The organism is Streptomyces sp. NPDC048002, from assembly GCF_040653275.1.
GTDB lineage: Bacteria > Actinomycetota > Actinomycetes > Streptomycetales > Streptomycetaceae > Streptomyces.
In genome coordinates this window covers 51,706-77,379 of sequence record NZ_JBEZNL010000007.1, presented here as the reverse complement: position 1 = coordinate 77,379, position 25,674 = coordinate 51,706, and the positions used below count along the sequence as shown (strand labels likewise).

General features: G+C 69.4%; 19 protein-coding genes. 9 read left to right on the top strand and 10 right to left on the bottom strand.

Annotated features, from left to right (window positions below):
• Positions 1-488 precede the first annotated feature (488 nt).
• Positions 489-1,976, bottom strand: a complete 1,488-nt coding sequence (locus AB0E07_RS12375) for a hypothetical protein (RefSeq protein ID WP_362249279.1) — start codon at positions 1,974-1,976, stop codon at positions 489-491.
• Between AB0E07_RS12375 and AB0E07_RS12370 the strand changes: the two genes are divergently transcribed.
• Positions 1,967-3,082 carry a hypothetical protein gene (locus AB0E07_RS12370; RefSeq protein WP_362249276.1) on the top strand — a complete coding sequence of 372 codons (1,116 nt, stop codon included), beginning with the start codon at positions 1,967-1,969 and terminating at the stop codon, positions 3,080-3,082. The two genes, AB0E07_RS12375 and AB0E07_RS12370, sit on opposite strands and share 10 nt — an antisense overlap.
• A 90-nt stretch (positions 3,083-3,172) precedes the next feature.
• Positions 3,173-4,096 carry a class I SAM-dependent methyltransferase gene (locus tag AB0E07_RS12365; RefSeq protein ID WP_362249273.1) on the top strand — a complete coding sequence of 308 codons (924 nt, stop codon included), beginning with the start codon at positions 3,173-3,175 and terminating at the stop codon, positions 4,094-4,096.
• Here the strand turns inward: AB0E07_RS12365 and AB0E07_RS12360 are convergent.
• The 4 genes from AB0E07_RS12360 to AB0E07_RS12345 are packed head-to-tail and all read right to left on the bottom strand — an operon-like array spanning position 4,088 to position 7,940.
• Positions 4,088-4,864 (bottom strand): succinate dehydrogenase/fumarate reductase iron-sulfur subunit, encoded by a 777-nt coding sequence (locus AB0E07_RS12360; RefSeq protein ID WP_362249270.1) that lies wholly within the window; start codon positions 4,862-4,864, stop codon positions 4,088-4,090. The genes AB0E07_RS12365 and AB0E07_RS12360 overlap by 9 nt on opposite strands.
• Positions 4,861-6,789, bottom strand: a complete 1,929-nt coding sequence (locus AB0E07_RS12355) for a fumarate reductase/succinate dehydrogenase flavoprotein subunit (protein WP_362249267.1) — start codon at positions 6,787-6,789, stop codon at positions 4,861-4,863. Before AB0E07_RS12355 ends, AB0E07_RS12360 begins: the two co-directional genes overlap by 4 nt.
• Positions 6,789-7,622, bottom strand: coding sequence for a hypothetical protein (locus AB0E07_RS12350; protein WP_362249265.1), 834 nt, complete (start codon positions 7,620-7,622; stop codon positions 6,789-6,791). Before AB0E07_RS12350 ends, AB0E07_RS12355 begins: the two co-directional genes overlap by 1 nt.
• Positions 7,623-7,646: 24 nt before the next feature.
• On the bottom strand, positions 7,647-7,940 hold the full coding sequence (locus AB0E07_RS12345) for a hypothetical protein (RefSeq protein ID WP_362249262.1): 294 nt from the start codon (positions 7,938-7,940) through the stop codon (positions 7,647-7,649).
• A 285-nt stretch (positions 7,941-8,225) separates the two neighbouring features.
• Here AB0E07_RS12345 and AB0E07_RS12340 point away from each other — a divergent pair, with 285 nt between their 5' ends.
• The 7 genes from AB0E07_RS12340 to AB0E07_RS12310 all read left to right on the top strand — a co-directional run bounded on the left by AB0E07_RS12340 (position 8,226) and on the right by AB0E07_RS12310 (position 19,060).
• A complete protein-coding gene (locus AB0E07_RS12340; RefSeq protein WP_362249259.1) occupies positions 8,226-10,373 on the top strand; it encodes an ABC transporter family substrate-binding protein in 2,148 nt (715 codons plus the stop codon).
• Between the two features lie 180 nt (positions 10,374-10,553).
• Positions 10,554-12,461 carry a translational GTPase TypA gene (gene typA / locus AB0E07_RS12335; protein ID WP_362249256.1) on the top strand — a complete coding sequence of 636 codons (1,908 nt, stop codon included), beginning with the start codon at positions 10,554-10,556 and terminating at the stop codon, positions 12,459-12,461.
• 379 nt (positions 12,462-12,840) lie between these two features.
• Positions 12,841-13,887 (top strand): ABC transporter permease, encoded by a 1,047-nt coding sequence (locus tag AB0E07_RS12330; protein ID WP_362249252.1) that lies wholly within the window; start codon positions 12,841-12,843, stop codon positions 13,885-13,887.
• Between the two features lie 99 nt (positions 13,888-13,986).
• The gene (locus AB0E07_RS12325; RefSeq protein ID WP_362249249.1) at positions 13,987-15,777 is read left to right on the top strand and encodes an ABC transporter substrate-binding protein; all 1,791 of its coding nucleotides are present in this window, start codon (positions 13,987-13,989) and stop codon (positions 15,775-15,777) included.
• A gap of 97 nt (positions 15,778-15,874) precedes the next feature.
• Positions 15,875-16,852, top strand: coding sequence for an ABC transporter permease (locus tag AB0E07_RS12320; protein WP_362249246.1), 978 nt, complete (start codon positions 15,875-15,877; stop codon positions 16,850-16,852).
• 16 nt (positions 16,853-16,868) lie between these two features.
• Positions 16,869-17,930, top strand: a complete 1,062-nt coding sequence (locus AB0E07_RS12315; protein WP_362249243.1) for an ABC transporter ATP-binding protein — start codon at positions 16,869-16,871, stop codon at positions 17,928-17,930.
• Positions 17,931-17,944: 14 nt separating this feature from the next.
• Positions 17,945-19,060 carry a dipeptide ABC transporter ATP-binding protein gene (locus AB0E07_RS12310; protein WP_362249240.1) on the top strand — a complete coding sequence of 372 codons (1,116 nt, stop codon included), beginning with the start codon at positions 17,945-17,947 and terminating at the stop codon, positions 19,058-19,060.
• A gap of 93 nt (positions 19,061-19,153) precedes the next feature.
• On the opposite strand, the gene AB0E07_RS12305 is transcribed toward AB0E07_RS12310, so the two are convergent.
• From AB0E07_RS12305 to AB0E07_RS12285, 5 genes are all read right to left on the bottom strand, one after another.
• The gene (locus AB0E07_RS12305; protein WP_362249237.1) at positions 19,154-20,200 is read right to left on the bottom strand and encodes a dipeptide ABC transporter ATP-binding protein; all 1,047 of its coding nucleotides are present in this window, start codon (positions 20,198-20,200) and stop codon (positions 19,154-19,156) included.
• A 25-nt stretch (positions 20,201-20,225) separates the two neighbouring features.
• The gene (locus AB0E07_RS12300) at positions 20,226-21,263 is read right to left on the bottom strand and encodes an ABC transporter ATP-binding protein (protein WP_362249234.1); all 1,038 of its coding nucleotides are present in this window, start codon (positions 21,261-21,263) and stop codon (positions 20,226-20,228) included.
• 50 nt (positions 21,264-21,313) lie between these two features.
• Entirely contained in the window at positions 21,314-22,294 is a 981-nt protein-coding gene (locus AB0E07_RS12295; protein WP_362249231.1) for an ABC transporter permease, read from the bottom strand.
• 95 nt (positions 22,295-22,389) lie between these two features.
• Positions 22,390-24,147 (bottom strand): ABC transporter substrate-binding protein, encoded by a 1,758-nt coding sequence (locus AB0E07_RS12290; protein ID WP_362249228.1) that lies wholly within the window; start codon positions 24,145-24,147, stop codon positions 22,390-22,392.
• A 78-nt stretch (positions 24,148-24,225) separates the two neighbouring features.
• The gene (locus AB0E07_RS12285; RefSeq protein ID WP_362249225.1) at positions 24,226-25,254 is read right to left on the bottom strand and encodes an ABC transporter permease; all 1,029 of its coding nucleotides are present in this window, start codon (positions 25,252-25,254) and stop codon (positions 24,226-24,228) included.
• Positions 25,255-25,674: the final 420 nt, after the last annotated feature.

The window sequence follows — 25,674 nt, the reverse complement described above, 5'->3', positions numbered from 1 at the left end:
CCCCCGGGCCCTTCCGGCCCCCGGGCCCTTCCGGCCCCCGGGCCCTTCCGGCCCCCGGGCCCTTCCGGCCCCCGGGCCCTTCCGGCCCCCGGGCCCTTCCGGCCCCCGGGCCCCGGGTCTTCCGGTCCCCGGGTCTTCCGGCGCCCGGGTCTTCCGGTCCCCGGGTCTTCCGGTCCCCGGGTCTTCCGGTCCCCCGGGTCTGCCGGCGCCTGGGTCTTCCGGTTCCCGGGTCTTCCGGTTCCCGGGTCTTCCGGTCCCTGGGTCTCCCGGCTCCCGGGTCTCCCGGCCCCCGGCGACCACGCGTGGCCGAGCCCTGCGCCCGGGTTTCCTTCTCCGCCGGACGGTGGGCCGGGTTCGTACCGAGCCCGAGCGAGGCCGCCCGCCGGGCCGTCTCGCCGGTCGTAGCGGGCGGAAGCCCGGACCTGTCCTGCTCGTGGGCCGGGTGGCGGCCCGAGCGCGGGCGGGCTCACCCCTGTCGGGCGCGTTGCTCACCCCCGCCGGTCGCAGGTGCGTGGGCCGCCGAAGGAGGCTGCCCCGGTGGCCTCGGCCGGGTGGGCGCGTACGTCCTGTTCCGCCAGCTCCCGGGCCCGGCGGGCGAGCGCGTCGGCGGTGAGCAGGTCCGTCGGTCCGGGACCGGAATCCAGCAGGCGCCGGGCCTCGGCGAGCCGGGTGCGGGGCGTGCCGCCCACCGCGCCCCGGTGCGTGGCGATGTGATCGTCCGCGGCCGCCGCGGCGGACCGGGCGACGAGCGCCGCCGCCGCCGTCAGCACCCCGGCCCGGCCGTCGGCGACCGGCGCGACACCGCGCACGATCCGCCGCAGCGCCTCCAGCGGGTCGTACGGACCCCCGGTCACCTCTTCGCGCACGGCGGCCAGGGCCTCGTCGGCGTGGTCGATCCGCGGGTCCGGCGGCCTCCCGGGGGCGCCCGCGGCCCGCTCCCGCGCCCCGGCGATCTCCGCCTCGGCGCCCGTCAGCGCCGCCGCCACCAGATCCGACGCCGACGCCAGCTCCCCGGCCAGCCGCTCCACGGCGCCGACGAGGACGGCGGACCGGGCGACGGCCCCCTCGGCGGTGCGCAACTGCCGTACGGCCGGACCGGTCTCGTCACGGTCGGCCGCCTGGCGGGCCTCGTTGAGCCGGGACGTGGCGAACATCAGCAGGTCCTTGGCCTGCTCGACGTAGCCGGCGACACCTGCGGTGGACGAGGCCCCGTACCGCCGGTTCAGCTCGGCCAGGAGGGCGTCCGCGCTCCCGGTCCGTCCCGCGAGGTCCCGGAACCGGCCCTCGGCGACCCCCAGAGCCGGACCCGGGCCCGCCTCCAGCCCCCGCAGCTGGTCGAACCCGGCCGCCTCCGCGTCCAGCCGCCGCCCCGCCTCCTCGCACCGCCCGACGATCCCCGCGAGCGCGTGCCGCCGCCCCGCCTCGTCCTCGGGGAGCCCGTCGTCGTAGCGCTGCCGCATCCGGAAGGCCGAGGCCAGCTCGGCCCGCGCGTCCCGCAGGGCCCGAGCGGCGGGGGCCGCGGGGAGCGGACCGGACAGCTCCTCGGCGAAGGACAGCTCCTCCGCGCTCGTCCGCACCCAGTCGTCGGCGGCGACGAGCAGGTCCCGGGCCTCCTCGTCGACAGTGCCCGGGGCGGTCCCGGCCGCCGGTCCGGCCCGGCCGCCCGGCGTGGTGCGCGTGCGCGCCCTGCGGCTGCGGCGCAGATACACGTAGCCGGCGACCGCGACGGCCGCCACCGCCACGGCCAGCGGAAGCACCAGGTCCGCCGCGTCCGAGCCGGCCGGCTCCTCCTGGGCGGCGGCACTGGCCACGGGCCGGTCCGGCGCGACCGCAACCGGAGCGTCCGGCTCGGACGTCATCCCCGGCAGGACCAGCCATGCGACCGCGATCACCACACCCACCACGGCTTGAGCGACCAGCACGGATATGTGCGCGGTGGCCCGCCGGGGTCGACCCCGGATCAAGGATGACGTCACATTTCGGAGCGTATGAGCAGGAATCCAACAGCGCGACCGGGGTCGCCCCGGGGGAGGGCGCCGAGGCCCCGGAACCCGGCGAGCCGGGCGCGCGCCCGAGCCGACGGCGGCGCAGGGCCCTGCGCGTCGCCGCCGTCCTCCTCCTGGCGCTGCTGCTGCCCGTCCTGACCGCCGCGCTCGCCCTGCGGCTGAACTACGCCGGAGACCCCGCGGACGGCACCTACACCAGGAACCGTGACGCCCTCTGGCTCGGCCACGCCTGGGTGGACGGCCGGAAACGGGACGCCGACGCGACCGCGCTCGCCCGCCGCCTGGAGCGCACCGGCATCCGCGACCTGTACGTCCACGCCGGCCCCCTGGAGCACGACGGCACCCTGCCCGCCGCCCGCTACCCGAGGGCCCGCTGGTTCCTCGACGCCATGCGCCGGGAGGCACCCGGCATCCGCGTCCAGGCGTGGCTCGGCGACAACCTCGCCAGTGAGGGGCCCGACGGAATGCGCCTGGCGGACGCGGACACCCGCGCCGCCGTCGTCGCCTCCACCCGGCAGATCCTCGACGCCGGTTTCGAGGGCGCCCACTTCGACCTGGAGCCCCTCCACTCCGGCGACCGCGACTACCTCACCCTCCTCGACGCCCTGCGCCGCGAGACCCGCGCCCGCGGTGTCCCGCTCTCCGTCGCCGCCCACCAGATCGACCCGCTGCCCGCGCTGCACTCGGTCGCCGGCTTCCTCACCGGCCACCCCAAGTGGTGGTCGCAGGAGTTCTTCGGGCAGGTCGCCCGCCGCGTCGACCAGATCGCGGTGATGTCCTACGACACCGCGATGCCGCTGGAGAGCCTGTACGGCGGCTATGTCGCCCAGCAGACCTCGCTCGCCCTGGAGGTCACCCCGCCCGGCACCGACCTGCTGATGGGCCTGCCCTTCTTCCACACGGACGACATCGGCCACCACGAACGGGCCGAGACCGTCGCCGCGGCCGTGCGCGGCACCCGCCTCGGCCTGTCCCGCACCGACCCCGGCCGGCAGCGCTTCGGCGTCGCCCTGTACGTGGACTTCGCGGCGCGGGAGGAGGACTGGACGGCGTACCGCACGGGCTGGGTGCGGTGAACGGGCCCTGACCCGGACGTCATCCTCGCTTCAACTGCCCGCATTCTTCCGTTTGTTGTGGGCCCGCTGTGGGCGACCTACGGTCCCGGGATGCGAACGTCAATCACCAGCAAGGCCGCCCGGCGCGCGCTGCGCCCGATCGTGTCGCTGATCGACCAGCGCATCGAGCGTGAGGTTCGCCGGCATGTGGAGATCGCCTCGAAGGACTCGCTCCAGAAGGAGCTGAGGACGCTGCGCAACCGCCAGCGCCCCCTGGAGCTGTTCTTCGACGGCACCGGCCGCGGCGCGTCCCGGCTGCCCTCGGCCCCCCATCTCGACCGCACGATCACGGAGCTGGAGCGGGTGACCGGCGCCGACCGGCAGGCCGCCGAGCGTACCGCCGCCCAGGCGTTCCGGCTGCTCATCGCCCTGGAGGCGCTCGGCGTCGGCCGGATCGCCGGCGGCACGATGAACATCGTGGGCAAGCTCTCCGCGGTGCCCCTGCTCGACCCGCCGGGCGAGGAGATCCTGGAGATCGGCACCCTGTACGGGATGTTCGGCGCCGCCCTGATCCGGATGATGGAGCGCGCCGGACGCCGGCCGAGCCTGACGATCGTCGACCCGCTCGCCGGGACCCAGCTCCAGCCCGGGGCCACCATGGGGAGCGACGCCTCCGGCACCCCGGTCGACCTGGCGGCCGTGCGCACCAATCTGAGCCTCGCCGGAGCGGCAGGCGCCGCCGCCCGGATCCAGCAGGGCTTCTCCGAGGACCCCGAGGTGCGGGCCCTGGTCGCCGACCGCGCCTACGCGGTGGTCGTCGTCGACGGCGACCACTCCGCGGCCGGGGTCGCCGCCGACCTGGAGTGGGCCGAGCGGATCGTGGCGCCGGGCGGGATCGTCGTCCTCGACGACTTCGGGCACCCCAAGTGGCCCGGGATCAAGGAGGCCTTCGAGAAGCACATGACCACGGAGACCCGGTTCACGTTCCTGGGCCAGGTGGCCCACTCGGGGTACCTGCGGGCCGCCTCAGCCTGAACCGGAGCGTCTGCGGATCTTCGACCCCAGCCACACCAGCGGGTCGTACTTGCGGTCGACGGCCCGCTCCTTCAACGGGATCAGCGCGTTGTCCGTGATCCTGATGCCCTCGGGGCAGACCTCCGTGCAGCACTTGGTGATGTTGCAGTAGCCGAGCCCGTGTTCGTCCTGGGCCGTGGCCTTGCGGTCCAGGCCGGACTCGGCGGCCGCGTCCAGCGGGTGCATGTCCAGCTCCGCCACCCGCATCAGGAACCGCGGACCGGCGAAGGCCCCCTTGTTCTCCTCGTGGTCGCGGACCACGTGGCAGGTGTCCTGGCACAGGAAGCACTCGATGCACTTGCGGAACTCCTGCGAGCGGTCCACGTCCTCCTGCATCATCCGGTACTCGCCGGGCGCCAGCCCCTCCGGCGGCACGAAGGCCGGGACCTCGCGCGCCTTGGCGTAGTTGAAGCCGACGTCCGTGACCAGGTCCCGGACGACGGGGAACGCCCGCAGCGGGGTGACGGTGATCGTCTCCGCGCGGTCGAACACCGACATCCGCGTCATGCACATCAGCCGCGGCCGGCCGTTGATCTCGGCCGAGCACGAACCGCACTTGCCCGCCTTGCAGTTCCAGCGGACGGCCAGATCGGGGGCCTGGGTGGCCTGGAGCCGGTGGACGATGTCGAGGACGACCTCTCCGTCGTTCACCTCGACCTCGAAGTCCTCCAGGCCGCCGCCCCCGGCGTCACCCCGCCACACCTTGAAGCGGGCCTCGTAGCTGCTCACTCGTACAGCTCCTCTTCGGCGAGGTACTTGACCAGCTCCTCCTTGTCGAACAGGGCGAGCAGGTCGGAGCGGATGGGGTCGGTGTTCTCCCGGGTCAGGTCGATCTGGCCGCGCTCCGGGAGGGCGGCCGCCGAGGCGGCGGTGGGATCGGCCAGCCGGCACAGCAGGTTGACGTTGCGCCAGGTGCGCTCCATCGCCGGACGGTCCTCGCGGGTGTGCCCGCCGCGCGACTCGGTGCGCTCCAGGGCGGCCCGTGCCACGCACTCGCTGACCAGCAGCATGTTGCGCAGGTCGAGCGCGAGGTGCCAGCCGGGGTTGAACTGCCGGTGCCCCTCGACCCCGGCCCGGCGGGCCCGTACCCGCAGCTCCGCGAGCTTCTCCAGGGCGTGCTCCATCTCGCCCTGCCGGCGGATGATGCCGACCAGGTCGTTCATGGTCTGCTGGAGCTCCTGGTGCAGGGTGTACGGGTTCTCCGGCGCGGCCTCGTCGGGGCTCTCGGCGGAGAAGGGGCGCAGCGCCTCGGCCGCCGCGGTGTCGATCTCCAGGTCGTCGACCTCGGGGCGTTCGAAGGCGAGGGCCGCCGCGTACTCGGCCGCGTGCCAGCCCGCCCGCCGCCCGAACACCAGCAGGTCGGAGAGGGAGTTGCCGCCGAGCCGGTTGGAGCCGTGCATACCGCCCGCGACCTCACCGGCCGCGAACAGCCCCGGCACCCCGCGCGCGGCGGCCGAGTCGGAGTCGACCGCGATCCCGCCCATCACGTAGTGACAGGTGGGCCCGACCTCCATCGCCTCCGCGGTGATGTCGACGTCCGCCAGCTCCTTGAACTGGTGGTACATCGACGGCAGCCGCCGCTTGATCACCTCGGTCGGCATCCGGGTCGAGACGTCCAGGAAGACCCCGCCGTGCGGGGAGCCGCGGCCCGCCTTCACCTCGGAGTTGATCGCGCGGGCCACCTCGTCGCGGGGGAGCAGTTCGGGGGGCCGCCGGTTGTTCTCCGGGTCGTCGTACCAGCGGTCGGCCTCCTGCTCCGTCTCGGCGTACTTCTCCTTGAAGACGTCGGGGACGTAGTCGAACATGAACCGCTTGTCCTCGGAGTTGCGCAGGACCCCGCCGTCGCCGCGCACCGACTCGGTGACCAGGATGCCCTTCACCGACGGCGGCCAGACCATGCCCGTCGGATGGAACTGCACGAACTCCATGTTGAGCAGGGGAGCGCCCGCGAGCAGCGCCAGCGCGTGGCCGTCGCCGGTGTACTCCCAGGAGTTCGACGTCACCTTGAAGGACTTGCCGATGCCGCCGGTGGCGATCACCACGGCCGGCGCCTCCAGGACGAAGAAGCGTCCGGTCTCCCGGTCGTAGGCGAAGGCGCCGGAGACCCGGTTGCCTTCCTTGAGGACCCGGGTGACCGTGCACTCCTGGAAGACCTTCAGCCGGGACTCGTAGTCGCCGGTCTCCTTGAAGTCCTGCTGCTGGAGGGCGACGATCTTCTGCTGGAGGGTGCGGATCAGTTCGAGGCCGGTGCGGTCGCCGACATGGGCGAGGCGCGGGTACTCGTGGCCGCCGAAGTTGCGCTGGGATATCCGGCCGCCCTTGGTGCGGTCGAACAGGGCGCCCCAGGTCTCCAGTTCCCAGACCCGGTCCGGGGCCTCCCGGGCGTGCAGTTCGGCCATCCGCCACTGGTTGAGGAACTTGCCGCCGCGCATGGTGTCGCGGAAGTGCACCTGCCAGCTGTCGTGTTCGTTGGCGTTGGCCATGGCGGCCGCGATGCCGCCCTCGGCCATCACCGTGTGCGCCTTGCCGAACAGCGACTTGCAGATCACTGCCGTACGGGCACCGCGCTCGCGCGCCTCGACGGCGGCCCGCAGACCCGCGCCGCCCGCGCCGATGACGACGACGTCCCACTCCTGCCGGTCCACCACGGACATCAGAACAACCTCGGATCGTCGAAGGCACCGGACGCGACGAGATAGACGTAGAGGTCGGCGAGCGCCACGCTCACCAACGACGACCAGGCGAGCAGCATGTGGCGGGCGTTGAGCTTCCCCACCCACTGCCACATCCGGTAGCGAACGGGGTGCCGGGAGAAGTGCTTGAGCTTGCCGCCGACGATGTGCCGGCAGGAGTGGCAGGAGATCGTGTAGGCCCAGATCAGCCCGATGTTGACGAGGAACACCAGGGTGCCCAGACCCATGTGGCCCCACGCGTAGTGCTCGTCGCGGAAGGTCAGGACCGTGTCGTAGGTCAGGATCCCGGCGACCGGGATCGCGGCGTAGAAGAAGTACCGGTGGATGTTCTGGAGGATCAGCGGGAAGCGGGTCTCACCGGTGTACTTCCGGTGCGGCTCGGCCACCGCGCAGGCCGGCGGGGACGCCCAGAAGCTCCGGTAGTAGGCCTTGCGGTAGTAGTAGCAGGTCAGCCGGAAGCCGAGCGGGAAGATCAGGATCAGCACGGCCGGCGAGATGCCCCACCAGCCGCCGAATATCTCCCAGTTGGGGCCGTTCCGCATCGGCTCGCAGTTCTCCGCGAGACAGGGGGAGTAGAACGGCGAGACGTAGGGCGCCGCGTAGTAGTCGGCGTTGGAGAGGGCGCGCCAGGTCGAGTAGACGATGAAGGCGAGCAGACCGGCCGCGGTGGCGGCGGGCGCCAGCCACCAGCGGTCGGTCCGCAGATGCGGGGCGGCGATCGCGGCGCGCGAGCGGGTGTGCACGCCGCCGGGCGGATGGGGGTCCGTGTCAGGGGGTTCCGTACCAGTGGCCAAGGCTTGACTCCGGTCGGTTCGGATTCAGGGGGCTCGCCGGTCCCGGGCGCCCAGACCCTCGTCGTCCGTGTCGATCCACAGAGAGTCGTCGTAGGGGGTGTCGGGGATGGTGACGAGGTCGGGGCGCTGCTGCGCCGCCGCGGGCGAGGAGGCGGCGGCACGCAGCAGTGCCACGCTCTCGCGCAGGTGATCGCAGTCGGTGCGGACGCGGCGGATGTCCAGCCCGCCACTGCCCAGCTGCTGTTCCAGACGGCTCACCGACCGGTTCAGGTCGTCGAGACACCGCTGGACTGACGTCAGGTCGTCGTGCACGGACATGACGTGACCTCACTTCCGTCGGCCTCGCGGCCGTGGGCGGCAACGTTCATGCGCCTGCGAGTGTTGCGCGTCACACCGGTCGCTGTGAAGGGATGTGCACCGATTGGCCGGGGCGCGCGGGTGCGTTCCCCTCCGCGTTGCGCCGCACGAGTGGGCTTGTCGGCCCGCCACGCCGTGTCGCGGCCCCTCGCCGAACCCTTTCCCCTTCAGTGGCCGGATAGGTGTGATCAGCTCCATATACCACCAAAAGCGACCGTAATGCCCGCGGCTCCCGGAGGTAAGCAGATGTCCCACGACCGCCCAGGACCCCGCGCGGTGATGCGCTCGGTCGTCTTCCTCACCGCCGGCGCGCTCGCGGTGCCCGCCCTGGCCGGCTGTGCCGCCGAGGACCCGGCGGGCAAGCCCCTCGCGGGACAGGACATCGCTCCCGCCGCCCGCTCCCAGGTCGCCGACGGGGGCACCCTGCGCTGGGCCGTGGACGCCGTCCCGGAGACCCTGAACACCTTCCAGGCGGACGCCGACGCCACCTCCACCCGGGTCGCCCAGGCCGTCCTGCCCTCGATGTACCGCCTCGACGGGTCCGGGCGGCCGGAGATCAACTCCGACTACCTGGAGTCCGCGAAGGTCGTCGACACCGAGCCCAAGCAGGTCGTGCTGTACAAGCTGAACCAGCAGGCGGTCTGGAGCGACGGCCGGGAGGTCGGCGCCGCCGACTTCGCCGCCCAGTGGCGGGCCCTGTCCGGCAAGGACTCCGCGTACTGGACGGCCCGCAACGCCGGGTACGAGCGGATCGAGCGGATCGAGCGGGGCGCCAACGACCTGGAGGTCAAGGTCACCTTCGGCCGGACCTACGCCGACTGGCGCTCGCTGTTCTCGCCGCTGTACCCGAAGGACGTCATGGGTACGCCGGACTCGTTCAACGACGCCGCCCGCCGCAAGCTGAAGATCACCGCCGGCCCCTTCGCCGTGCGCAAGATCGACCGCAAGGACGACGAGATCGTCCTCGCCCGCAATCCGCGCTGGTGGGGCAGCCCGGCCAAGCTGGACAAGATCGTGCTGCGCGCGGTGGACCGCGACGAGCGGGTCGACGAGCTGGCCGCCGGGAACCTGGACCTGGCCGAGGTCGACCCGCAGGCGGTGGGCCGGATCAAGTTCGCCGCCCGCGCCGCGGGACAGGGCACCGCCTCGCCGAAGGCCGGCGCCGACTCCAAGCGGGCCGCGGTCACGGAGGACGACGCCGACGAGCGCGAGGCGCTCAAGGGCTTCGAGATCCGCCGCTCGCTGGAACCCGCCTACACCCAGCTCGCCCTCAACGGCGCCGACGGCCCCCTCGCCGACGAGCGGGTCCGCCGGGCCGTGGCGCGGGCCCTGGACCGCGAGGAGCTGGCCGAGCTCGTCCTCAAGCCCCTCGGGCTGCCCGTCGAACCGGTGGGCAGCCACCTGGCGCTGTCCGGGCAGGCCGCCTACGCCGACGGCAGCGGAGCCCTGGGCGGCCAGGACACCGCGGAGGCGCGGGCGCTGCTCGCGGACGCCGGCTGGGTGCGCGGCGGCGCGCTCAAGGAGCAGGAGCAGGGCGAGAAGGCGGCGGGGGCGGAAGGCGAGGACGAGAAGAAGAAGCAGGACAAGAAGGAGAAGAAGGCCGAGGAAGGCTCGGAGGATTCCGAGGGCTCCAAGAGTTCCGAGGACTCGGCCGACTCCAAGGACTCGGCGGGCGGTGACGACGGGACGTACATCGTCGGAGAGGACGGCAAGGCGCCCGCCGAGGCCGACCGGGAGAAGAAGGCGCACGAGCTGAACCAGGGCGGGGTGCCGGGCGCCTACGCCCCCAAGGGCACCGCCGCTCCGGCGGGCGCCGCGACCGGGGCGCTCGCCAAGGACGGCAAGCCGCTCACCCTGCGGTTCGTCCTGCCCTCGGGCACGGGCTCGGAGTCGCTGCGGACGGTGGCCGAGCGGATCCGGCGCATGCTGGACCGGGTCGGCATCCGCACCGAGCTGTCCAAGGTCTCCGACGAGAGCTACTTCAAGGACCACATCGCCTCCGGCGAGTACGACCTGGCGCTCTACTCCTGGCCGGCCTCGGCCTACCCGGCCACCGACGCCCGCCCGATCTTCGCCAAGCCGGTCCCGGCGGCCGACGGCTCCCTGAACGTCGAGCAGAACTACACCCGCGTGGGCACGGACCAGGTGGACCAGCTCTTCGACCAGGCGGTCTCCACGCTGAACGAGAGCGAGACCAAGAGCCTCATCCGCAAGGCCGACGCGCGCATCTGGGCCGCGGCCGGCTCGATCCCCCTGTACCAGCGGCCCCAGCTGACGGCGGCCGGCAAGAACCTGGTCAACGCGGGTGCCTTCGGCTTCCGGACCCCGGTCTACGAGGACATGGGATTCCTGAAGAAGGGAGCACGGCCCGCCGCGGGGCCGTCGAAGAAGTAGAAGCGCAGGTCAGACAGTGTTTCTCGGGCTGTGTCCGGTCGTCCGGACACAGCCCGGCGCGCTCCCGCACCCACGGCCCCGTACCATGGGGTGAGGCCGTGGCATGTCAAGCCCGGCAGGGCCCGCGTAGACACAGATGTACGCGCAGGCCGTCCTCACACTCCGGGAGAACGCCGCAATATGGCCACGCGCCACGACATTCGCAACGTCGCCATCGTCGCCCACGTCGACCACGGGAAGACGACCATCGTCGACGGCATGCTCAAGCAGGCCGGTGCCTTCGCCGCTCACCAGCTCGACTCCGTCGACGACCGCATGATGGACTCGAACGACCTGGAGCGTGAGAAGGGCATCACGATCCTCGCCAAGAACACGGCGGTCAAGTACCACCCGAAGGACGGGGGGGACCCGATCACCATCAACATCATCGACACCCCCGGCCACGCCGACTTCGGTGGCGAGGTCGAGCGCGGACTGTCGATGGTCGACGGTGTCGTCCTTCTCGTCGACGCCTCCGAGGGCCCGCTGCCGCAGACCCGCTTCGTGCTGCGCAAGGCGCTCCAGCAGCGGCTGCCCGTGATCCTCTGCATCAACAAGACGGACCGCCCGGACTCGCGGATCGACGAGGTCGTCAACGAGACCTACGACCTCTTCCTGGACCTGGACGCGGACGAGGAGCAGATCGAGTTCCCGATCGTCTACGCGTGCGGCCGCGACGGCATCGCCTCGCTGACCAAGCCGGAGAACGGGACCGTCCCCGCGGACTCCAACAGCCTGGAGCCGTTCTTCTCGACCATCCTGGAGCACATCCCGGCCCCGACCTTCGACGAGGCCGCCCCGCTCCAGGCGCACGTCACCAACCTGGACGCCGACAACTTCCTCGGCCGTATCGCGCTCCTCCGGGTCGAGCAGGGCGAGCTGCGCAAGGGTCAGACGGTCGCCTGGATCAAGCGGGACGGGACGATCAGCAACGTCCGGATCTCCGAGCTGATGATGACCGAGGCGCTGACCCGCAAGCCGGCCGAGGTGGCCGGCCCCGGTGACATCTGCGCCGTCGCCGGTATCCCGGACATCATGATCGGCGAGACCCTCGCCGACACCGAGAACCCGGTCGCGCTGCCGCTGATCACGGTGGACGAGCCGGCCATCTCCATGGTCATCGGCACCAACACCTCCCCGCTGGTCGGCCGCGGCGGCACCGGCAAGGGCGCCGACGCCAAGTCGGCCGTCAAGGACCGCAAGGTCACCGCCCGCCAGGTCAAGGACCGCCTGGACCGTGAGCTGATCGGTAACGTCAGCCTCCGGGTCCTGGACACCGAGCGCCCGGACGCCTGGGAGGTGCAGGGCCGCGGTGAGCTGGCGCTGGCCATCCTGGTCGAGCAGATGCGCCGTGAGGGCTTCGAGCTGACCATCGGCAAGCCCCAGGTCGTCACCAAGGACATCGACGGCAAGACGCACGAGCCCGTCGAGCGTATGACCATCGACGTGCCCGAGGAGCACATGGGCGCCGTCACGCAGCTCATGGGCGTCCGCAAGGGCCGCATGGACAACATGTCCAACCACGGCTCGGGCTGGGTCCGCATGGAGTTCGTGGTGCCGTCCCGCGGCCTCATCGGCTTCCGGACCGAGTTCCTGACCCAGACCCGCGGCACCGGCATCGGCCACTCGATCCACGAGGGCTTCGAGCCCTGGTTCGGCCCCCTGCAGACCCGCAACAACGGTTCGCTGGTCGCCGACCGCTCCGGTGCCGTCACGGCGTTCGCGATGACGAATCTCCAGGAGCGCGGCGTGCTCTTCACGGAGCCGGGCACCGAGGTGTACGAGGGCATGATCGTCGGCGAGAACTCACGCTCCGACGACATGGACGTCAACATCACCAAGGAGAAGAAGCTCACGAACATGCGGTCGTCCTCGGCCGACTCGTTCGAGGCGATCGTCCCGCCGCGCAAGCTGTCGCTGGAGCAGTCGCTGGAGTTCTGCCGTGACGACGAGTGCGTCGAGGTCACCCCGGAAGCCGTTCGCATCCGCAAGGTGAACCTGGACCAGCGCGAGCGCGCCCGCGCCGCGAGCCGCGCCAAGCACGGCTGATCCGCCGCCAGGCACCCGCCTGGCACCGGCACTTGAGCCCGGGTCCCCCGCAGGGGGATCCGGGCTTTTTGCGCCCCGTGGCCGGAAGGTGCGGTTAAAGAACTGTTCGAATATCGGTGCTTCGCCGATCAAGTTTCGGACGTGTAAACGAAAAAATTGCGCCAGTATGGTCAATTTGTTCGTTTGTCGCAGAGGTTGTCAAGCGCGCACAGGTGTCAATCTTTGCAATTTTTGCTCAAAATATGGACGGTAGGGAGATCCCTATGCCTCCCGCTCTTGACGCGCGTTGACCCCTATGGCGAAAGTTCCCCCAAACCACAGAACCTGCCGGTGTCTGTGCTGCGTTCAACTCGCCAACTCCCCGGGGGAAAGAGCACACATGACAAGTCCGACGAAGGCCGGGGGCTCCGGGTCCGCGGTCGCCTTGGACCCCGAGCTCGAAGCGACCTCGGAGGCTGCCGAGCAGCCGAAGAAGCTGGAGGGTCGCTCTCCCGGACAGTTGATGTGGCAGCGTTTCAAGCGTGACCGTACAGGGATGTTCTGCGCCGGCGTAGTGATTTTCTTCTTCGCCGTCGCGCTCTGCGCGCCACTGCTCACCGCGATCAGCGGCACCGACCCGTACACCCTGTACGGCCAGGACCCGACGTACGCGGACAAGCCGGTCCTGGACGAATTCGGCCTCCCGCTCGGCTACTTCGGCGGGGTCTCGGCCGACCACTGGTTCGGTGTGGAGCCGCAGTACGGCCGTGACCTGTTCGCCATGCTGATGTACGGCATGCGGACCTCGCTGTTCATGGCGCTGGGTGTCTCGGTCCTGCTGACCGTCACCGGTGTCGTCCTCGGTCTGATCGGCGGCTACTTCGGCGGTCGCACCGACTACTGGCTGGGCCGGGTCACGGACTTCTTCCTGTCCTTCCCCTCGCAGCTGTTCTTCATCGCCTTCATGCCCGTGGTGACCTCGTTCTTCGTGGACCCCCGGGAGGAGACCTCCACCTACTTCCGCGCCGTGGCGATTCTGATCGTGCTGTGGCTGCTGGGCTGGATGGGCATGGCCCGTCTGGTGCGCTCCGTCGTACTGGCGCTGCGCGAGCGGGAGTTCATCGAGGCGGCGAAGGTCTCCGGGGCCTCGCCGGGCCGGATCATCCGCAAGGAGGTCCTGCCGAACATCGTCACCCCGGTCCTGGTGCAGTTCACGTACCAGCTGCCCAGCACCATCCTGAGCATCGCGTTCCTCTCGTTCGCGGGTGTCGGCTTCGTCGAGCCCACCCCGGACTGGGGGCGTCTCTTCGCCGCCGGCGCCGACTACACCCAGCAGGACCCCGCGTTCATCTTCTTCCCGGGTGTGGCGCTGGTGATCTTCATCCTGTGCTTCAACCTCCTCGGAGACTCGGTACGGGATGCCTTCGACCCCAAGTCCGGGCGCTGAGCCGTCCGTTGGTGGGGGGTGGCTGCCGCCCTCACGGCCTACCAGCCGCGTCAGGCAGTACAAACGGATAACAACCGACAGGTAGGTGCATACACCGCTATGAAGTCGTTCACCTCGCGCAGAGCGCGCGCCATCATGGTCGCCATCGCGGCCGGCTCCCTCGCGCTCACCGGCTGCTCGGAGAACACCGGAGGCTCCGGTGGAGAGAAGGGCGAGAGCCAGGAGAAGGCCAAGGAGCAGTCGCAGGGCGTCGCCTACCTGGACGACAAGGCCTCGGCCGGTCCGGCCGAGGAGGTCCCCGGGGCGAAGCCGGGCGGCACCATCACGGTCTACCAGGAGTCGGCCCTGTCCCACATGGACCCGGGTCAGATCTACGTCTCGGACGCGGGTCAGTTCGCCAACCTGGTCTTCCGCGGTCTGACCAACTTCCAGGAGGACGGCAAGGGCGGCGTCTCGGTCGTGGGTGACCTCGCGACCGACTCCGGCAAGGCGTCCGACGACAACAAGACCTGGACGTTCACGCTCAAGGACGGCATCAAGGACCAGAACGGCAAGGAGATCACCTCCGCCGACGTCCGCCACTCCGTCGAGCGCCTGTACGCCGAGTTCATCTTCGACGGCCCGACCTTCCTGCAGACCTGGCTGAGCGGCCCTGACTACCGCAAGGCCCTGCCCGACGGCGGCTTCGGCAAGAAGCACCTGCCGGACTCGGTCCTGGAGACCCCGGACGACAAGACGATCGTCTTCCACTTCGACACCCCGCGTCCGGACCTGCCGATGACGCTGGCCATGCCGGGGTACTCCATCGTGCCGGAGGAGTCCGACACGAAGGAGAAGTACGACACCGCCCCGGTCTCCCTCGGCCCGTACAAGATCGAGGAGTTCAAGGCGGGCAAGACCCTCAAGCTCGTCAAGAACGAGAACTGGGACGCGAAGACCGACCCGGTCCGTCACCAGTACGTCGACGGCTTCGACTTCCAGTTCGGTGTCACCGAGTCGACCCAGACCAAGCGTCTGATCTCCGACCAGGGCGAGGCCAAGAACGCCATCCAGTTCACCGGTGGTGTCGACGCCACCCAGATCCAGGACGTCATCAGCGACGCGTCCGTGAACAAGCGCACGATCAAGGGCTACCAGCCCTACGTCATGCAGCTGACGTTCAACCTGGACCGCGTCAAGAACAAGGCCGTCCGGGACGCCGTCACCTACGCGGTGAACTCCAAGTCGCTCATCGCCGGTGAGGGTGGCGCGTACGGTGGCGACGTCGCCCCGAACCTGTTCGCCCCGACCCTGCCCGGCTACGACGCCAAGTACGACCCCTACGGCCGTCTGAAGACGCCGGCGGGCAACGTCGAGAAGGCCAAGGAGCTCCTCGCGGACGTCCCGGCGTCCGAGAAGAAGCTGGTCTTCGCCTACGCCAACTCCGAGGCGGGCCAGAAGCGCAAGGTCGCCATCGAGGACGCGCTGGGCAAGGTCGGCATCGACGTCGTCTCCAAGGAGATCGACGCCGCGAGCTACTACGAGCAGATCGGCAAGCTTGAGAACCCGTACGACATCTACATCACCGGCTGGGGCCAGGACTGGCCGTCCCCGTCCACGGTCGTGACCCCGGTCTACGACGGTGACCAGGTGGCCGACGGTGCGTCGAACTACTCCCACATCAATGACCCGAAGGTCCAGGAGCTGATCAAGAAGGCTCTGAACGAGCAGCCGGAGCAGGCTGCCAAGACGTGGGAAGAGGCCCACAAGTACATCCTCGAAGAGGTCAACCCGGCCGCGCCGCTGTGGTACACCAAGCAGTTCCAGCTCTACGGCTCGAACATCGGCGGTGCCCGCTACAGCACGGAGTCGAGCTACCTCGACGTGACCCAGCTGTTCCTGAAGTCGTAACGCATCAAGGTTGTTCGCGGGGGCGCGCACCAGGCGGAGCGCGCCCCCGCGGTTCCGTGAACCCGTCCATCGACTCCGCAGAGAGCAGCCCCCCGCCATGCTTCAGTTCATCATCCGGCGCTCGGTCGGTGCCGTCGTCACCTTGTTCCTGATCGGCGCCGCAACCTTCTTCCTCTTCGTCGCCGCGCCGTCCGACTACGCCTCCCTGGCCTGTGGCAAGGACTGTTCGCCCGCGCGACTGGAGGACATCCGGCACGCCCTCGGTCTCGACCTGCCGCTCGCCCAGCAGTTCTGGGACTTCATGGTGGGCATCGTGGCCGGCCGGGACTTCCCGGAGGGCAACTGCCCCGCACCCTGCCTGGGCCGGTCGTTCTACTACGGCGACAACGTCACCTCCATCATCATGGACCGCTTCCCGCTGACCCTCTCCCTGACGGTCGGTGCGCTGGTGGTCTTCCTGGTCATCGGTATCGGCGCGGGCATGATCGCCGCGTACCGGCGCGGCACCGCGGTGGACAAGACCGCCACCGGTGTGTCGATGGTGCTCAGCTCGTTCCAGATCTACTTCCTCGGCCCGATCGTGATGCTGGTCCTGGTGTACAGCACGGGCTGGATGGAGTTCCCCAAGTACGTTCCGATCACCCAGGACCCGATCGGCTGGTTCGTCGGCCTGTCCATCCCGATGGCGGTCATGGCCACGATCTTCACCGCCCAGTACACCCGTATGGCGCGCTCCTCGATGATCGAGCAGCTCGCCGAGGAACACGTACGGACCGCCACCGCCAAGGGCATGGGCAAGAAGTACGTCTTCTTCCGCTACGCCTGGCGCGGCTCGCTCATCCCCATCGTGACCATCCTCGGTATCGACCTCAGCTCGCTGCTCGGCGGCGGTGTCGTCACCGAACTCACCTTCTCCCTCCAGGGCATCGGCCGGCTGGCCGTGGACGGCGCGGTCCAGAAGGACCTCCCCCTGACGATGGGCGTCATGCTGGTCGGAGCCTTCTTCATCCTGCTCCTGAACATCCTCGTCGACATCGCGTACGCCTGGATCGACCCGCGCGTCCGACTCTCCTAAGGAAGAACGAACCACCGTGACCACACTGACCAAGACCGAGGACGCCCCGGCCCCGACCGGGCCCGAGAGCTTCCTGTCGGTCCGTGACCTGCGGGTGCAGTTCTCCACCGAGGACGGCATCGTCAAGGCGGTCGACGGCCTCTCCTTCGACGTCGAGCGTGGCAAGACCCTGGGCATCGTGGGTGAGTCGGGTTCCGGCAAGTCCGTCACCAACCTGACGATCCTGGGCCTGCACAGCCCGCGTACCACCACCGTCGACGGCGAGATCGTCCTCGACGGCCAGGAACTCGTCACCGCCAAGGAGAAGGAGCTGGAGAAGCTCCGCGGCAACAAGATGGCGATGATCTTCCAGGACCCGCTGACGGCCCTGTCGCCGTACTACACGGTGGGACGGCAGCTCTCCGAGCCGTACATGAAGCACCGGGGCGCCTCCAAGAAGGAGGCCAAGGACCGGGCGATCCAGATGCTGGAGAAGGTCGGCATCCCGCAGCCCAAGGTGCGCTTCGACGACTACCCGCACCATTTCTCCGGCGGTATGCGCCAGCGCGCGATGATCGCCATGGCGCTGATGTGCGACCCCGACCTGCTGATCGCCGACGAGCCGACCACCGCGCTCGACGTGACCGTGCAGGCCCAGATCCTGGACCTGCTCAAGGACCTCCAGCAGGAGTTCGGCTCCGCGATCATCTTCATCACCCACGACCTCGGGGTCATCGCCAACATGGCCGACGACCTGCTGGTGATGTACGCGGGCCGGGCCGTCGAGCGCGGTTCGGTCCGGGAGGTGCTCCGCGCGCCGCAGCACCCCTACACCTGGGGACTGCTCAGCTCCATGCCGCGCCTCGACGGGGACATCGGCCAGGAACTGACCCCGATCCAGGGCAGCCCGCCGTCGCTGCTGAACCCTCCGACCGGGTGCCCCTTCCACCCGCGCTGCGCCTTCCGCGACAAGGTGTCCGGCACCCTGTGCACCGACACCCGGCCGTCGCTGGGCGAGGGCCGTGCCACCGCCTGCCACCTCACGGCGGAGCAGCAGCAGACCATTTTCATCGACGAGATCCAGCCCCGGCTGCGCTAGGGAGAACCGAGATCATGAGCGAGAACCTCACCCTCCCCGCACAGCAGGGCTCCACCGTCACCGCCAAGGAGCCGCTCCTGGAGGTCACGGGCCTGACCAAGCACTTCCCGATCTACGGCGGTTTCCCGATCAAGCGCAAGGTCGGCGCCGTGCAGGCCGTCGACGGCGTCGACCTCCAGGTCGGCGTGGGCGAGAGCCTCGGTCTGGTCGGTGAGTCGGGCTGCGGAAAGTCCACCACCGGCCGGCTGATCACGCGGCTGCTGGAACCGACCGCGGGACAGATCCGGTACGCCGGGCAGGACATCACCCGGGCCAGCCGCAAGCAGTTGGCGCCGGTGCGGTCCGAGATCCAGATGATCTTCCAGGACCCGTACTCGTCGCTGAACCCCCGGCAGACCGTCGGCTCCATCATCAAGTCGCCGATGGAGGTCAACGGGGTCAATCCCGAGGGCGGTCGGGAGAAGCGGATCCGGGAACTCCTGGAACTGGTCGGCCTCAACCCCGAGCACTACAACCGCTTCCCGCACGAGTTCTCCGGCGGCCAGCGTCAGCGCATCGGTGTGGCACGGGCGTTGGCCCTGAACCCCAAGCTGATCGTGGCCGACGAGCCGGTCTCGGCCCTGGACGTCTCGATCCAGGCCCAGGTCGTCAACCTGCTCCGCAAGGTGCAGCGCGAGCTGGGCATCGCCTTCGTCTTCATCGCCCACGACCTCGCGATCGTCCGGCACTTCTCGCAGCGCGTCGCGGTCATGTACCTGGGCAAGGTGGTCGAGGTCGGTGACCGGGACGCCATCTACAACCGGCCCCGGCACCCCTACACCCACGCCCTGCTCTCCGCGGTGCCCGAGGTGCAGCTCGACGACGAGACCGAGCAGCGGGAACGCATCCGTCTCGCCGGCGACGTCCCCTCCCCGATCAACCCGCCGTCCGGCTGCCGCTTCCGCACCCGGTGCTGGAAGGCGCAGGACAAGTGCGCGTCGGAGGAGCCCCCGCTGGTCCGGATCTCCGGCAGTGACGAGGGCCATCTGACCGCCTGCCACTTCCCGGAGGAGCCCACGACCGAGGCACGGGCCGATGACATCGTCCTGGACCCGGCACTCGTGGCACTGGAGGACGCCGACGAGGAGTGACCTCCCACCGCGGCGGTCGACACGCCGCGGTGCCGGAGACGGAACAGGGCCCGTGCCGGGGAGGCACGGGCCCTGTGGTGCGGTCGGGGCGGGTCAGGCCGCGGTCCCGGAGTCCTTGGAGAGGCGGGGGGCGGGCACCGTGGCGTCCGTTTCCGGGTAGTGGCAGGCGGTCAGGTGACCGGGCTTGTTCCCCTCGACCTGGACCAGCGGAGGCGCCTCGGTGGCGCACTTCTCCGTCGCCTTCCAGCACCGGGTGCGGAAACGGCAGCCGGAGGGCGGGTTGATCGGGGAGGGCACGTCGCCGGTCAGGCGGATGCGCTCGCGGGCGGGCTTGTCGTCGGCCGTCGCCTCGGGCACGGCGGAGAGCAGGGCCCGGGTGTACGGGTGGCGCGGGTTGTCGTAGAGATCGTCGCGGTCGGCGATCTCGACGATCCTGCCCAGGTACATGACCGCGACGCGCTGCGAGAAGTGCCGGACGATCGCGAGGTCGTGGGCGATGAAGACGAAGGCGATGCCCAGCTCGCGCTGCACCTTCTGGAGCAGGTTCACCACCTGGGCCTGGATGGAGACGTCCAGGGCCGAGACCGGCTCGTCGGCCACGATCAGCTTCGGCTCCAGGGCCAACGCCCGTGCCACACCGATGCGCTGGCGCTGGCCGCCGGAGAACTCGTGCGGGAAGCGGTTGTAGTGCTCGGGGTTGAGCCCGACGATCTCCAGCAGCTCACGGACGCGCTTCTCGCGGCCGCCCTCCGGGTTGATCCCGTTGATCTCCATCGGACCGGAGATGATCTTGCCGACCGTCTGCCGGGGGTTGAGGGAGGCGTACGGGTCCTGGAAGATCATCTGGATCTCGGACCGGATCGGCGCCAGCTGACGGCGCCCCGCGTGGGTGATGTCCTGACCGCGGTAGGAGACCCTGCCGCCGGTCGGCTCCAGCAGCCGGGTGATCAGCCGGCCGGTGGTGGACTTGCCGCAGCCCGACTCGCCGACCAGGCCCAGGGCCTCGCCCTCGTGGACCTGGAAGTCGAGCCCGTCGACGGCCTGCACGGCGCCGATGGTCCGGGAGATCGGGAAGCCGCCCTTGATCGGGAAGTGTTTGGTGAGACCGCTGACGTCCAGGAGGGGTTCGGCGTTGCTCATGATGTGAAGTCCCTTTTCTAGTACGTCAGTTGTGCCGGTGGCCGACGAGGTCGCCGAAGAACTCCCGGCGCTGCTCCGAGCTGAGGTGACAGGCGTGACCGCGTCCGTCGACGACGTCGAGCAGCGGACGCTCGGTCGAGCACAGCCCGCCCTCGACCTTCTCGGCGAAGGAGCAGCGCGGGTGGAACCGGCAGCCCGACGGAGGGTTGAGCAGCGAGGGCGGCGAGCCGGGGATGGGAGTCAGCGGCACGTCGACCGGACCGTCCAGGCTCGGCATCGAGTTGAGCAGGCCCACCGTGTAGGGGTGCTGCGGGCTGTGCAGCACCTCCTCCTTGGTGCCCCGCTCCACGCACCGGCCGCCGTACATCACCAGCACGTCGTCCGCGATGTCGGCGATGACGCCGAGGTCGTGGGTGATGAAGATGATCGCGGTGCCGAACTCCTGCTGGAGGTCCTTGAGCAGGTCCATGATCTGGGCCTGGACGGTCACGTCGAGCGCGGTGGTCGGCTCGTCCGCGATCAGCAGTTCCGGGTCGCAGACCAGCGCCATGGCGATCATCGCGCGCTGGCGCATACCGCCGGAGAACTGGTGCGGGTAGTCGTCCACCCGGATGTCGGGCTGCGGGATGCCGACGCGGCGCAGCATCTCGATCGCCCGCGCCCGGGCCTCCTTCTTGGAGGCACCCGTGTGCTTGCGGTACGTCTCACCGATCTGCGTGCCGACGGTGTGGTACGGCGACAGCGAGGCCAGCGCGTCCTGGAAGATCATGGCCATCTTGTTGCCGCGCAGCTTCTCCAGCTCCCGCTCGGAGGCCGTGAGCAGCTCCTTGCCGTCGAGCAGGATCTCGCCGTCGATCTCGGTGCGCCGGCGGTCGTGCAGGCCCAGGATCGTCAGGTTCGTGACGGACTTGCCGGAACCCGACTCGCCCACGATGCCGAGCGTCTTGCCCTTGGCGAGGTCGAAGGTGAGCCCGTCGACGGCCTTGACGATGCCGTCCTCGGTGGAGAAGTGAACCTTCAGATCCCTGACGGACAGGAAGGGCTGCTGATCGGTGCTCGTCACGGGGACGCTCCTGGGGGTGATGCCGGGGGGGTAGCTGGTGGGGGCCCGGGTCAGGCGAGCCGGATGCGCGGGTCGATGAGGGCGTACACGGCGTCGACGATGATGTTGGCGAAGACGATCGCCGCCGCCGCTACGACGGTCACACCGAGCAGCATGGGCAGATCGCTGTCGGTGACCGCCCGGACGGCGCGCGTGCCGAGTCCCTGCAGGCTGAACGTCGATTCGGTGATGATCGCGCCGCCGATCAGCGTGCCCATGTCGATACCGAAGATCGTCACGATCGGACCCATGGCTCCGCGCCAGGCGAACCGGAAGAAGACGTTGCGGCTGGACAGCCCCTTCGCGCGGGCCGTGCGTACGTAGTCCTCGCTCAGCTGCTCGACCAGCTGCGAGCGGGTCATACGGGTGTAGTTCGCCGTGAAGATGATGGACAGCACGATCCACGGCAGGAGCAGGCCCGCGGCCCAGGCACCGGGGTTCTCGGTGAACGGCGTGTACGAGGGCTGGTCCAGCAGACCGAGCTGCTGGACCAGGAAGAACATGGCGATGTAGCCGACGAAGTAGATCTGCAGCGAGGAACCGAGCAGGGAGAAGGAGCTGGCGGTCTTGTCGAGCCAGGTGCCCTGCTTGAGCGCGGCGATCATGCCTGTGCCGATGCCGATGATCAGGAAGAAGAACGCGGCGCCGATGGCCAGCGAGATCGTGGTCGGGAGGTCGCCCCGGATCGTCTCGAAGACCGGCTCACTGTTGGTGAAGGAGTAGCCGAGGCAGGGAGCGTTGCAGTACCCGTACCCGACGTAGTCACGGCCCACGAAGATGCCCTGGAGCCAGTGCAGATACTGCACCGGCATGGGATCGGCGATCCCGAGGTTCTGCCGCACCTGGGCCAGGAGCTCCGCGTCACACACCTTGCCGCAGGCCATCCGGGCCGGGTCGCGCGGGATGGCGTAGAAGAGGAAGAAGGTGACGGCGCTGATGATCAGCAGAATGACGAGTGCGCCGATCACTCGGCGGACCAGGAAACGCAGCATGGATGTGGACTTTCCGGACGGGGCGCCGTCGCCGGGAGTGGGGAGTGGAGGGGGCCGGGGCGGCGGTCGCTGAGGACCGCCGCCCCGAGGAGGCGTCAGGCCTTGGCGTAGACCTTGCCGAGGGCGACCGCGGTGTCACCGGCGTTGTAGACGACGCCGCCGACCTTGGAACCGTGGAAGTAGTTCCGGATCGGGTGGTAGTCGGGCACGCAGGCGGCGAGCTCCATGATCTGGCGGTCGATCGCGCCCCAGGCCTCGTTGGCCTTGTCGGGGTCGGTCTCGACGGTGGCGGCGGCGATGGCCTTGTTCACGCCGGTGTTGTCCAGCTGCGACCAGTTGACACCGCCGTCGGCGATCTGGCTGCCGTCCCAGCAGGGCTGGATGACCGAGTAGCCGGCCGGCCAGTCCGGGCCCCAGCCCGCGGCGAACATGTCGAACTTGTTGTCCAGCTGGCTGATCTCGCTGTAGAAAGTCGTCTTGTCGACCTGCTGGGTCACCACGTCGAAGCCGGCCTTGGTGAGGGCGGTCTTGATGGTGACGGCTTCCTTGACGGCCTTGTCGGACTGCTGGAAGGCGATGACGATCTTCTGGCCCTCCGCGCCGGCCTCCTTCAGCAGCGCCTTGGCCTTCTCCGGGTCGCCCATCGGCTTGGTCTTCTTGCCGTACAGGTCGAAGTCGGCGTGGCCCGGGGTGAGCGGCGCGATGATCGTGGTGGCGGTGGCGGTGACCGCCGAGCCGCCGCGCTGCTGCTTGAGCTGCTGCGCCGGCCACGCCCAGTTGAGCGCCTGGCGGACCTTGACGTCCTTGATGCGCGTCATGTTGATCGGGAAGTAGTAGCTGGTCGTGTCGACCTGGGTCAGCACGCGCTTCTTCATCGTGGCGTCGCCGAGCACCTTGCTGATGCGCTCCGAGGCGACCTCGTTGAGCAGCGAGAGCGCGTACTGGTCGTTGCCCGAGTCGGCGATGTACCGGTCGGTGGAGGCCAGCGACTGGTAGCCGAACTGCATGACGACCTTGTCCGGGTAGCCGTTGCGGACCGGGTCCTTGTCGGCCTCCCAGTGCTCGTTGCGCACCAGGGTCAGGGACTTGTCGATGCTGCGGCTGTCGATCTTGTACGGGCCGCAGGAGTACGGGCGCTTGTCGTACTTCTTCTGGGTGTCGTGCTTCTTCGGGACGATCGCGAAGCCACGCATGGCCAGCATGAAGTTGAAGTCGGTGTGGCCCTCCTTCAGACGGAAGGTCACGGTGTTGCCGTCGGTCTCGATCGAGGCGAGGTGCTTGCCGTCGTAGGGGCCCTTGTACTTGTCGCCGCCCTCCAGCCAGTTCTGGGGGTAGCGGGGACCCTCGGTGACGAAGTCGGCGAAGAGGCGCTCGAAGGTGTGGCGCACGTCGTCGATGGAGACGTCCTTGCCGTCCTCCCACTTGACGCCGTCCTTCAGCGTGAAGGTCCAGGTCTTGCCGCCGTCCTTCACCGTGCCCGCGTCCGTGGCGAGGTCGCCGACCAGGGTCGTGTTGCCCTTGGAGTCGACCCGGTAGCCGGTCAGACCGCGCAGGAACAGCACCGAACCGGCACCCGTGTACGAGGAGTAGATCTGCGCCGGGTCCAGGTGGTCGAAGTCGATCTGGTCCAGCGTGTAGATCGTGCCGCCCTTGACCGCGCCGGGCATCTCCGGGGCGGGGCCGACCGAGTCGGCCTTGGTGCCGACGGCGATCTCGGCGGCCTTGCCCTCGGGGGCCTTGGTGGAGTTGCCGCCCGTGCCACCGGCGTTGCCGCTGCTGCAGGCGCTCAGAACGGTGGTGGCTCCCGCCGCCACACCGGTGGCTATCAGGAAGTTTCTACGGGAAAAGGACATGGCTTACCTGCCTAGACATGAGGGGTGGGAGAGGGGTGCCAACCAGCTTCCGGACGACGGCGACCGGGCCTGGGGAAATCAGCGCTTGGACTTGGGGTCGAGTGCGTCCCGCACCGAGTCGCCGAGAAGGTTGAAGGCGAGGACGAAGATGATCATCGATACGCCCGGGAAGATCATGAACGTGATGTCTTCCGTGTAGAACTGCGCACCGCGCTGGATCATGACGCCCCAGTCCGGGGTCGGGTCGATGATGCCGACGCCGAGGAAGGCGAGGCCCGCCTCCGCGGTCACGAACGCGGGAAGCGCGAGCGTGGACTGGATCAGGATCGGGGTCCACAGGTTCGGGAGCAGTTCCTTGAAGATGATCCGGCCCGGGGAGGCCCCGGTCACCTTCGCCGCCTCGACGAACTCGCGCTCACGCAGGGCCAGGACCTGGCCGCGCAGCAGTCGGGCGATGGAGGCCCAGCCGAAGGCGGAGAGAACCAGGATGAGGCAGGTGGCCCGCAGCCAGGTCGGGATCTCCTCGTCGGTGGCGACGAAGAGGCCGTAGACGACCGGCATGAAGGCGATGAAGAACAGGGTGGACGGGAACGACAGCAGGATGTCGATGACCCGGCCGATGAAGTAGTCGGTCTTGCCGCCCAGGTAGCCGGCGGTGATGCCGACGACCACGCCGACGAGCGTGACCAGGAGCGTGGTGGCCGTGGCGATGAGCAGCGAGGTGCGGATGCCGTAGAGCAGGAACGTGAACACGTCCCGGCCCAGCTGCGGCTCGACGCCGAACCAGAAGTCGCCGTCCATGCCGCCGTTGGCCTTGAGCGGGTAGCCCGCCTCGTTGAGGAGGCCGGCCTGCTCCTGCCCGTACAGCGTGTACGGGTCCTTGCCGTAGAGCATCGAGATCAGCGGAGCGGCGACAGCGATCACGAAGAAGAAGATCACTATGTACGCCGATATGACGCCCGTCCGGTCGCGCCTGAAGCGCTTCCAGGCCAGACGACCGGGGGAGCGGCTCTCGTTGCCCTTGGGGGTGGAGGGCGAGGGTGCCTCGACGAGGGTCTCGTCGGTCGCCTCGAGCGGGGCAGCCGCTTGTGGAGTTGGGGGGGTCATGGTGCTCCTGGCCCAAGGGACAGTCTGAATGACACTCCGCAGGGCGCTCCCCTACGGGCTACGCCGGACTTTTTCAACGCAATTCACTCAAGGTCAATAAATTCTCGGTCGGCTTGGGTTTCTCTTTACCTTCTTTGCCGCAACTTGACCACTCCGTAGCTACGCGGGTAGCTCGCCGTGATCGATTCGTGCCCTGATTCGGGCCAACTGGACTATTCGGGCAAGGAGTTCGTTATGCGGACGCCGAAGTGCCGAAATGCGTACATCGACCCGGCCGAATCCAACGGTTCGGCATCGGAAGGTGAAGATCCATTGCGCCCCTCGCGAGGGATCCGTTCGGGCTGATTCAAGATCGATTCGGAAGGGGCTGAATGGGTTGCCGCAGGCCCCCGAAGGATGGCAAGCGTGTGCGGACTGTCC

Excerpts from the sequence above, each read along its gene's own strand:
- AB0E07_RS12370 (WP_362249276.1), top strand. The coding sequence starts at position 1,967 with ATGACGTCACATTTCGGAGCGTATGAGCAGGAATCCAACAGCGCGACC.
- AB0E07_RS12365 (WP_362249273.1), top strand. The coding sequence starts at position 3,173 with ATGCGAACGTCAATCACCAGCAAGGCCGCCCGGCGCGCGCTGCGCCCG.
- AB0E07_RS12355 (WP_362249267.1), bottom strand. The coding sequence starts at position 6,789 with ATGTCCGTGGTGGACCGGCAGGAGTGGGACGTCGTCGTCATCGGCGCG.
- AB0E07_RS12345 (WP_362249262.1), bottom strand. The coding sequence starts at position 7,940 with ATGTCCGTGCACGACGACCTGACGTCAGTCCAGCGGTGTCTCGACGAC.
- AB0E07_RS12340 (WP_362249259.1), top strand. The coding sequence starts at position 8,226 with ATGTCCCACGACCGCCCAGGACCCCGCGCGGTGATGCGCTCGGTCGTC.
- typA (WP_362249256.1), top strand. The coding sequence starts at position 10,554 with ATGGCCACGCGCCACGACATTCGCAACGTCGCCATCGTCGCCCACGTC.
- AB0E07_RS12330 (WP_362249252.1), top strand. The coding sequence starts at position 12,841 with ATGACAAGTCCGACGAAGGCCGGGGGCTCCGGGTCCGCGGTCGCCTTG.
- AB0E07_RS12325 (WP_362249249.1), top strand. The coding sequence starts at position 13,987 with ATGAAGTCGTTCACCTCGCGCAGAGCGCGCGCCATCATGGTCGCCATC.
- AB0E07_RS12320 (WP_362249246.1), top strand. The coding sequence starts at position 15,875 with ATGCTTCAGTTCATCATCCGGCGCTCGGTCGGTGCCGTCGTCACCTTG.
- AB0E07_RS12310 (WP_362249240.1), top strand. The coding sequence starts at position 17,945 with ATGAGCGAGAACCTCACCCTCCCCGCACAGCAGGGCTCCACCGTCACC.
- AB0E07_RS12305 (WP_362249237.1), bottom strand. The coding sequence starts at position 20,200 with ATGAGCAACGCCGAACCCCTCCTGGACGTCAGCGGTCTCACCAAACAC.
- AB0E07_RS12295 (WP_362249231.1), bottom strand. The coding sequence starts at position 22,294 with ATGCTGCGTTTCCTGGTCCGCCGAGTGATCGGCGCACTCGTCATTCTG.
- AB0E07_RS12290 (WP_362249228.1), bottom strand. The coding sequence starts at position 24,147 with ATGTCCTTTTCCCGTAGAAACTTCCTGATAGCCACCGGTGTGGCGGCG.
- AB0E07_RS12285 (WP_362249225.1), bottom strand. The coding sequence starts at position 25,254 with ATGACCCCCCCAACTCCACAAGCGGCTGCCCCGCTCGAGGCGACCGAC.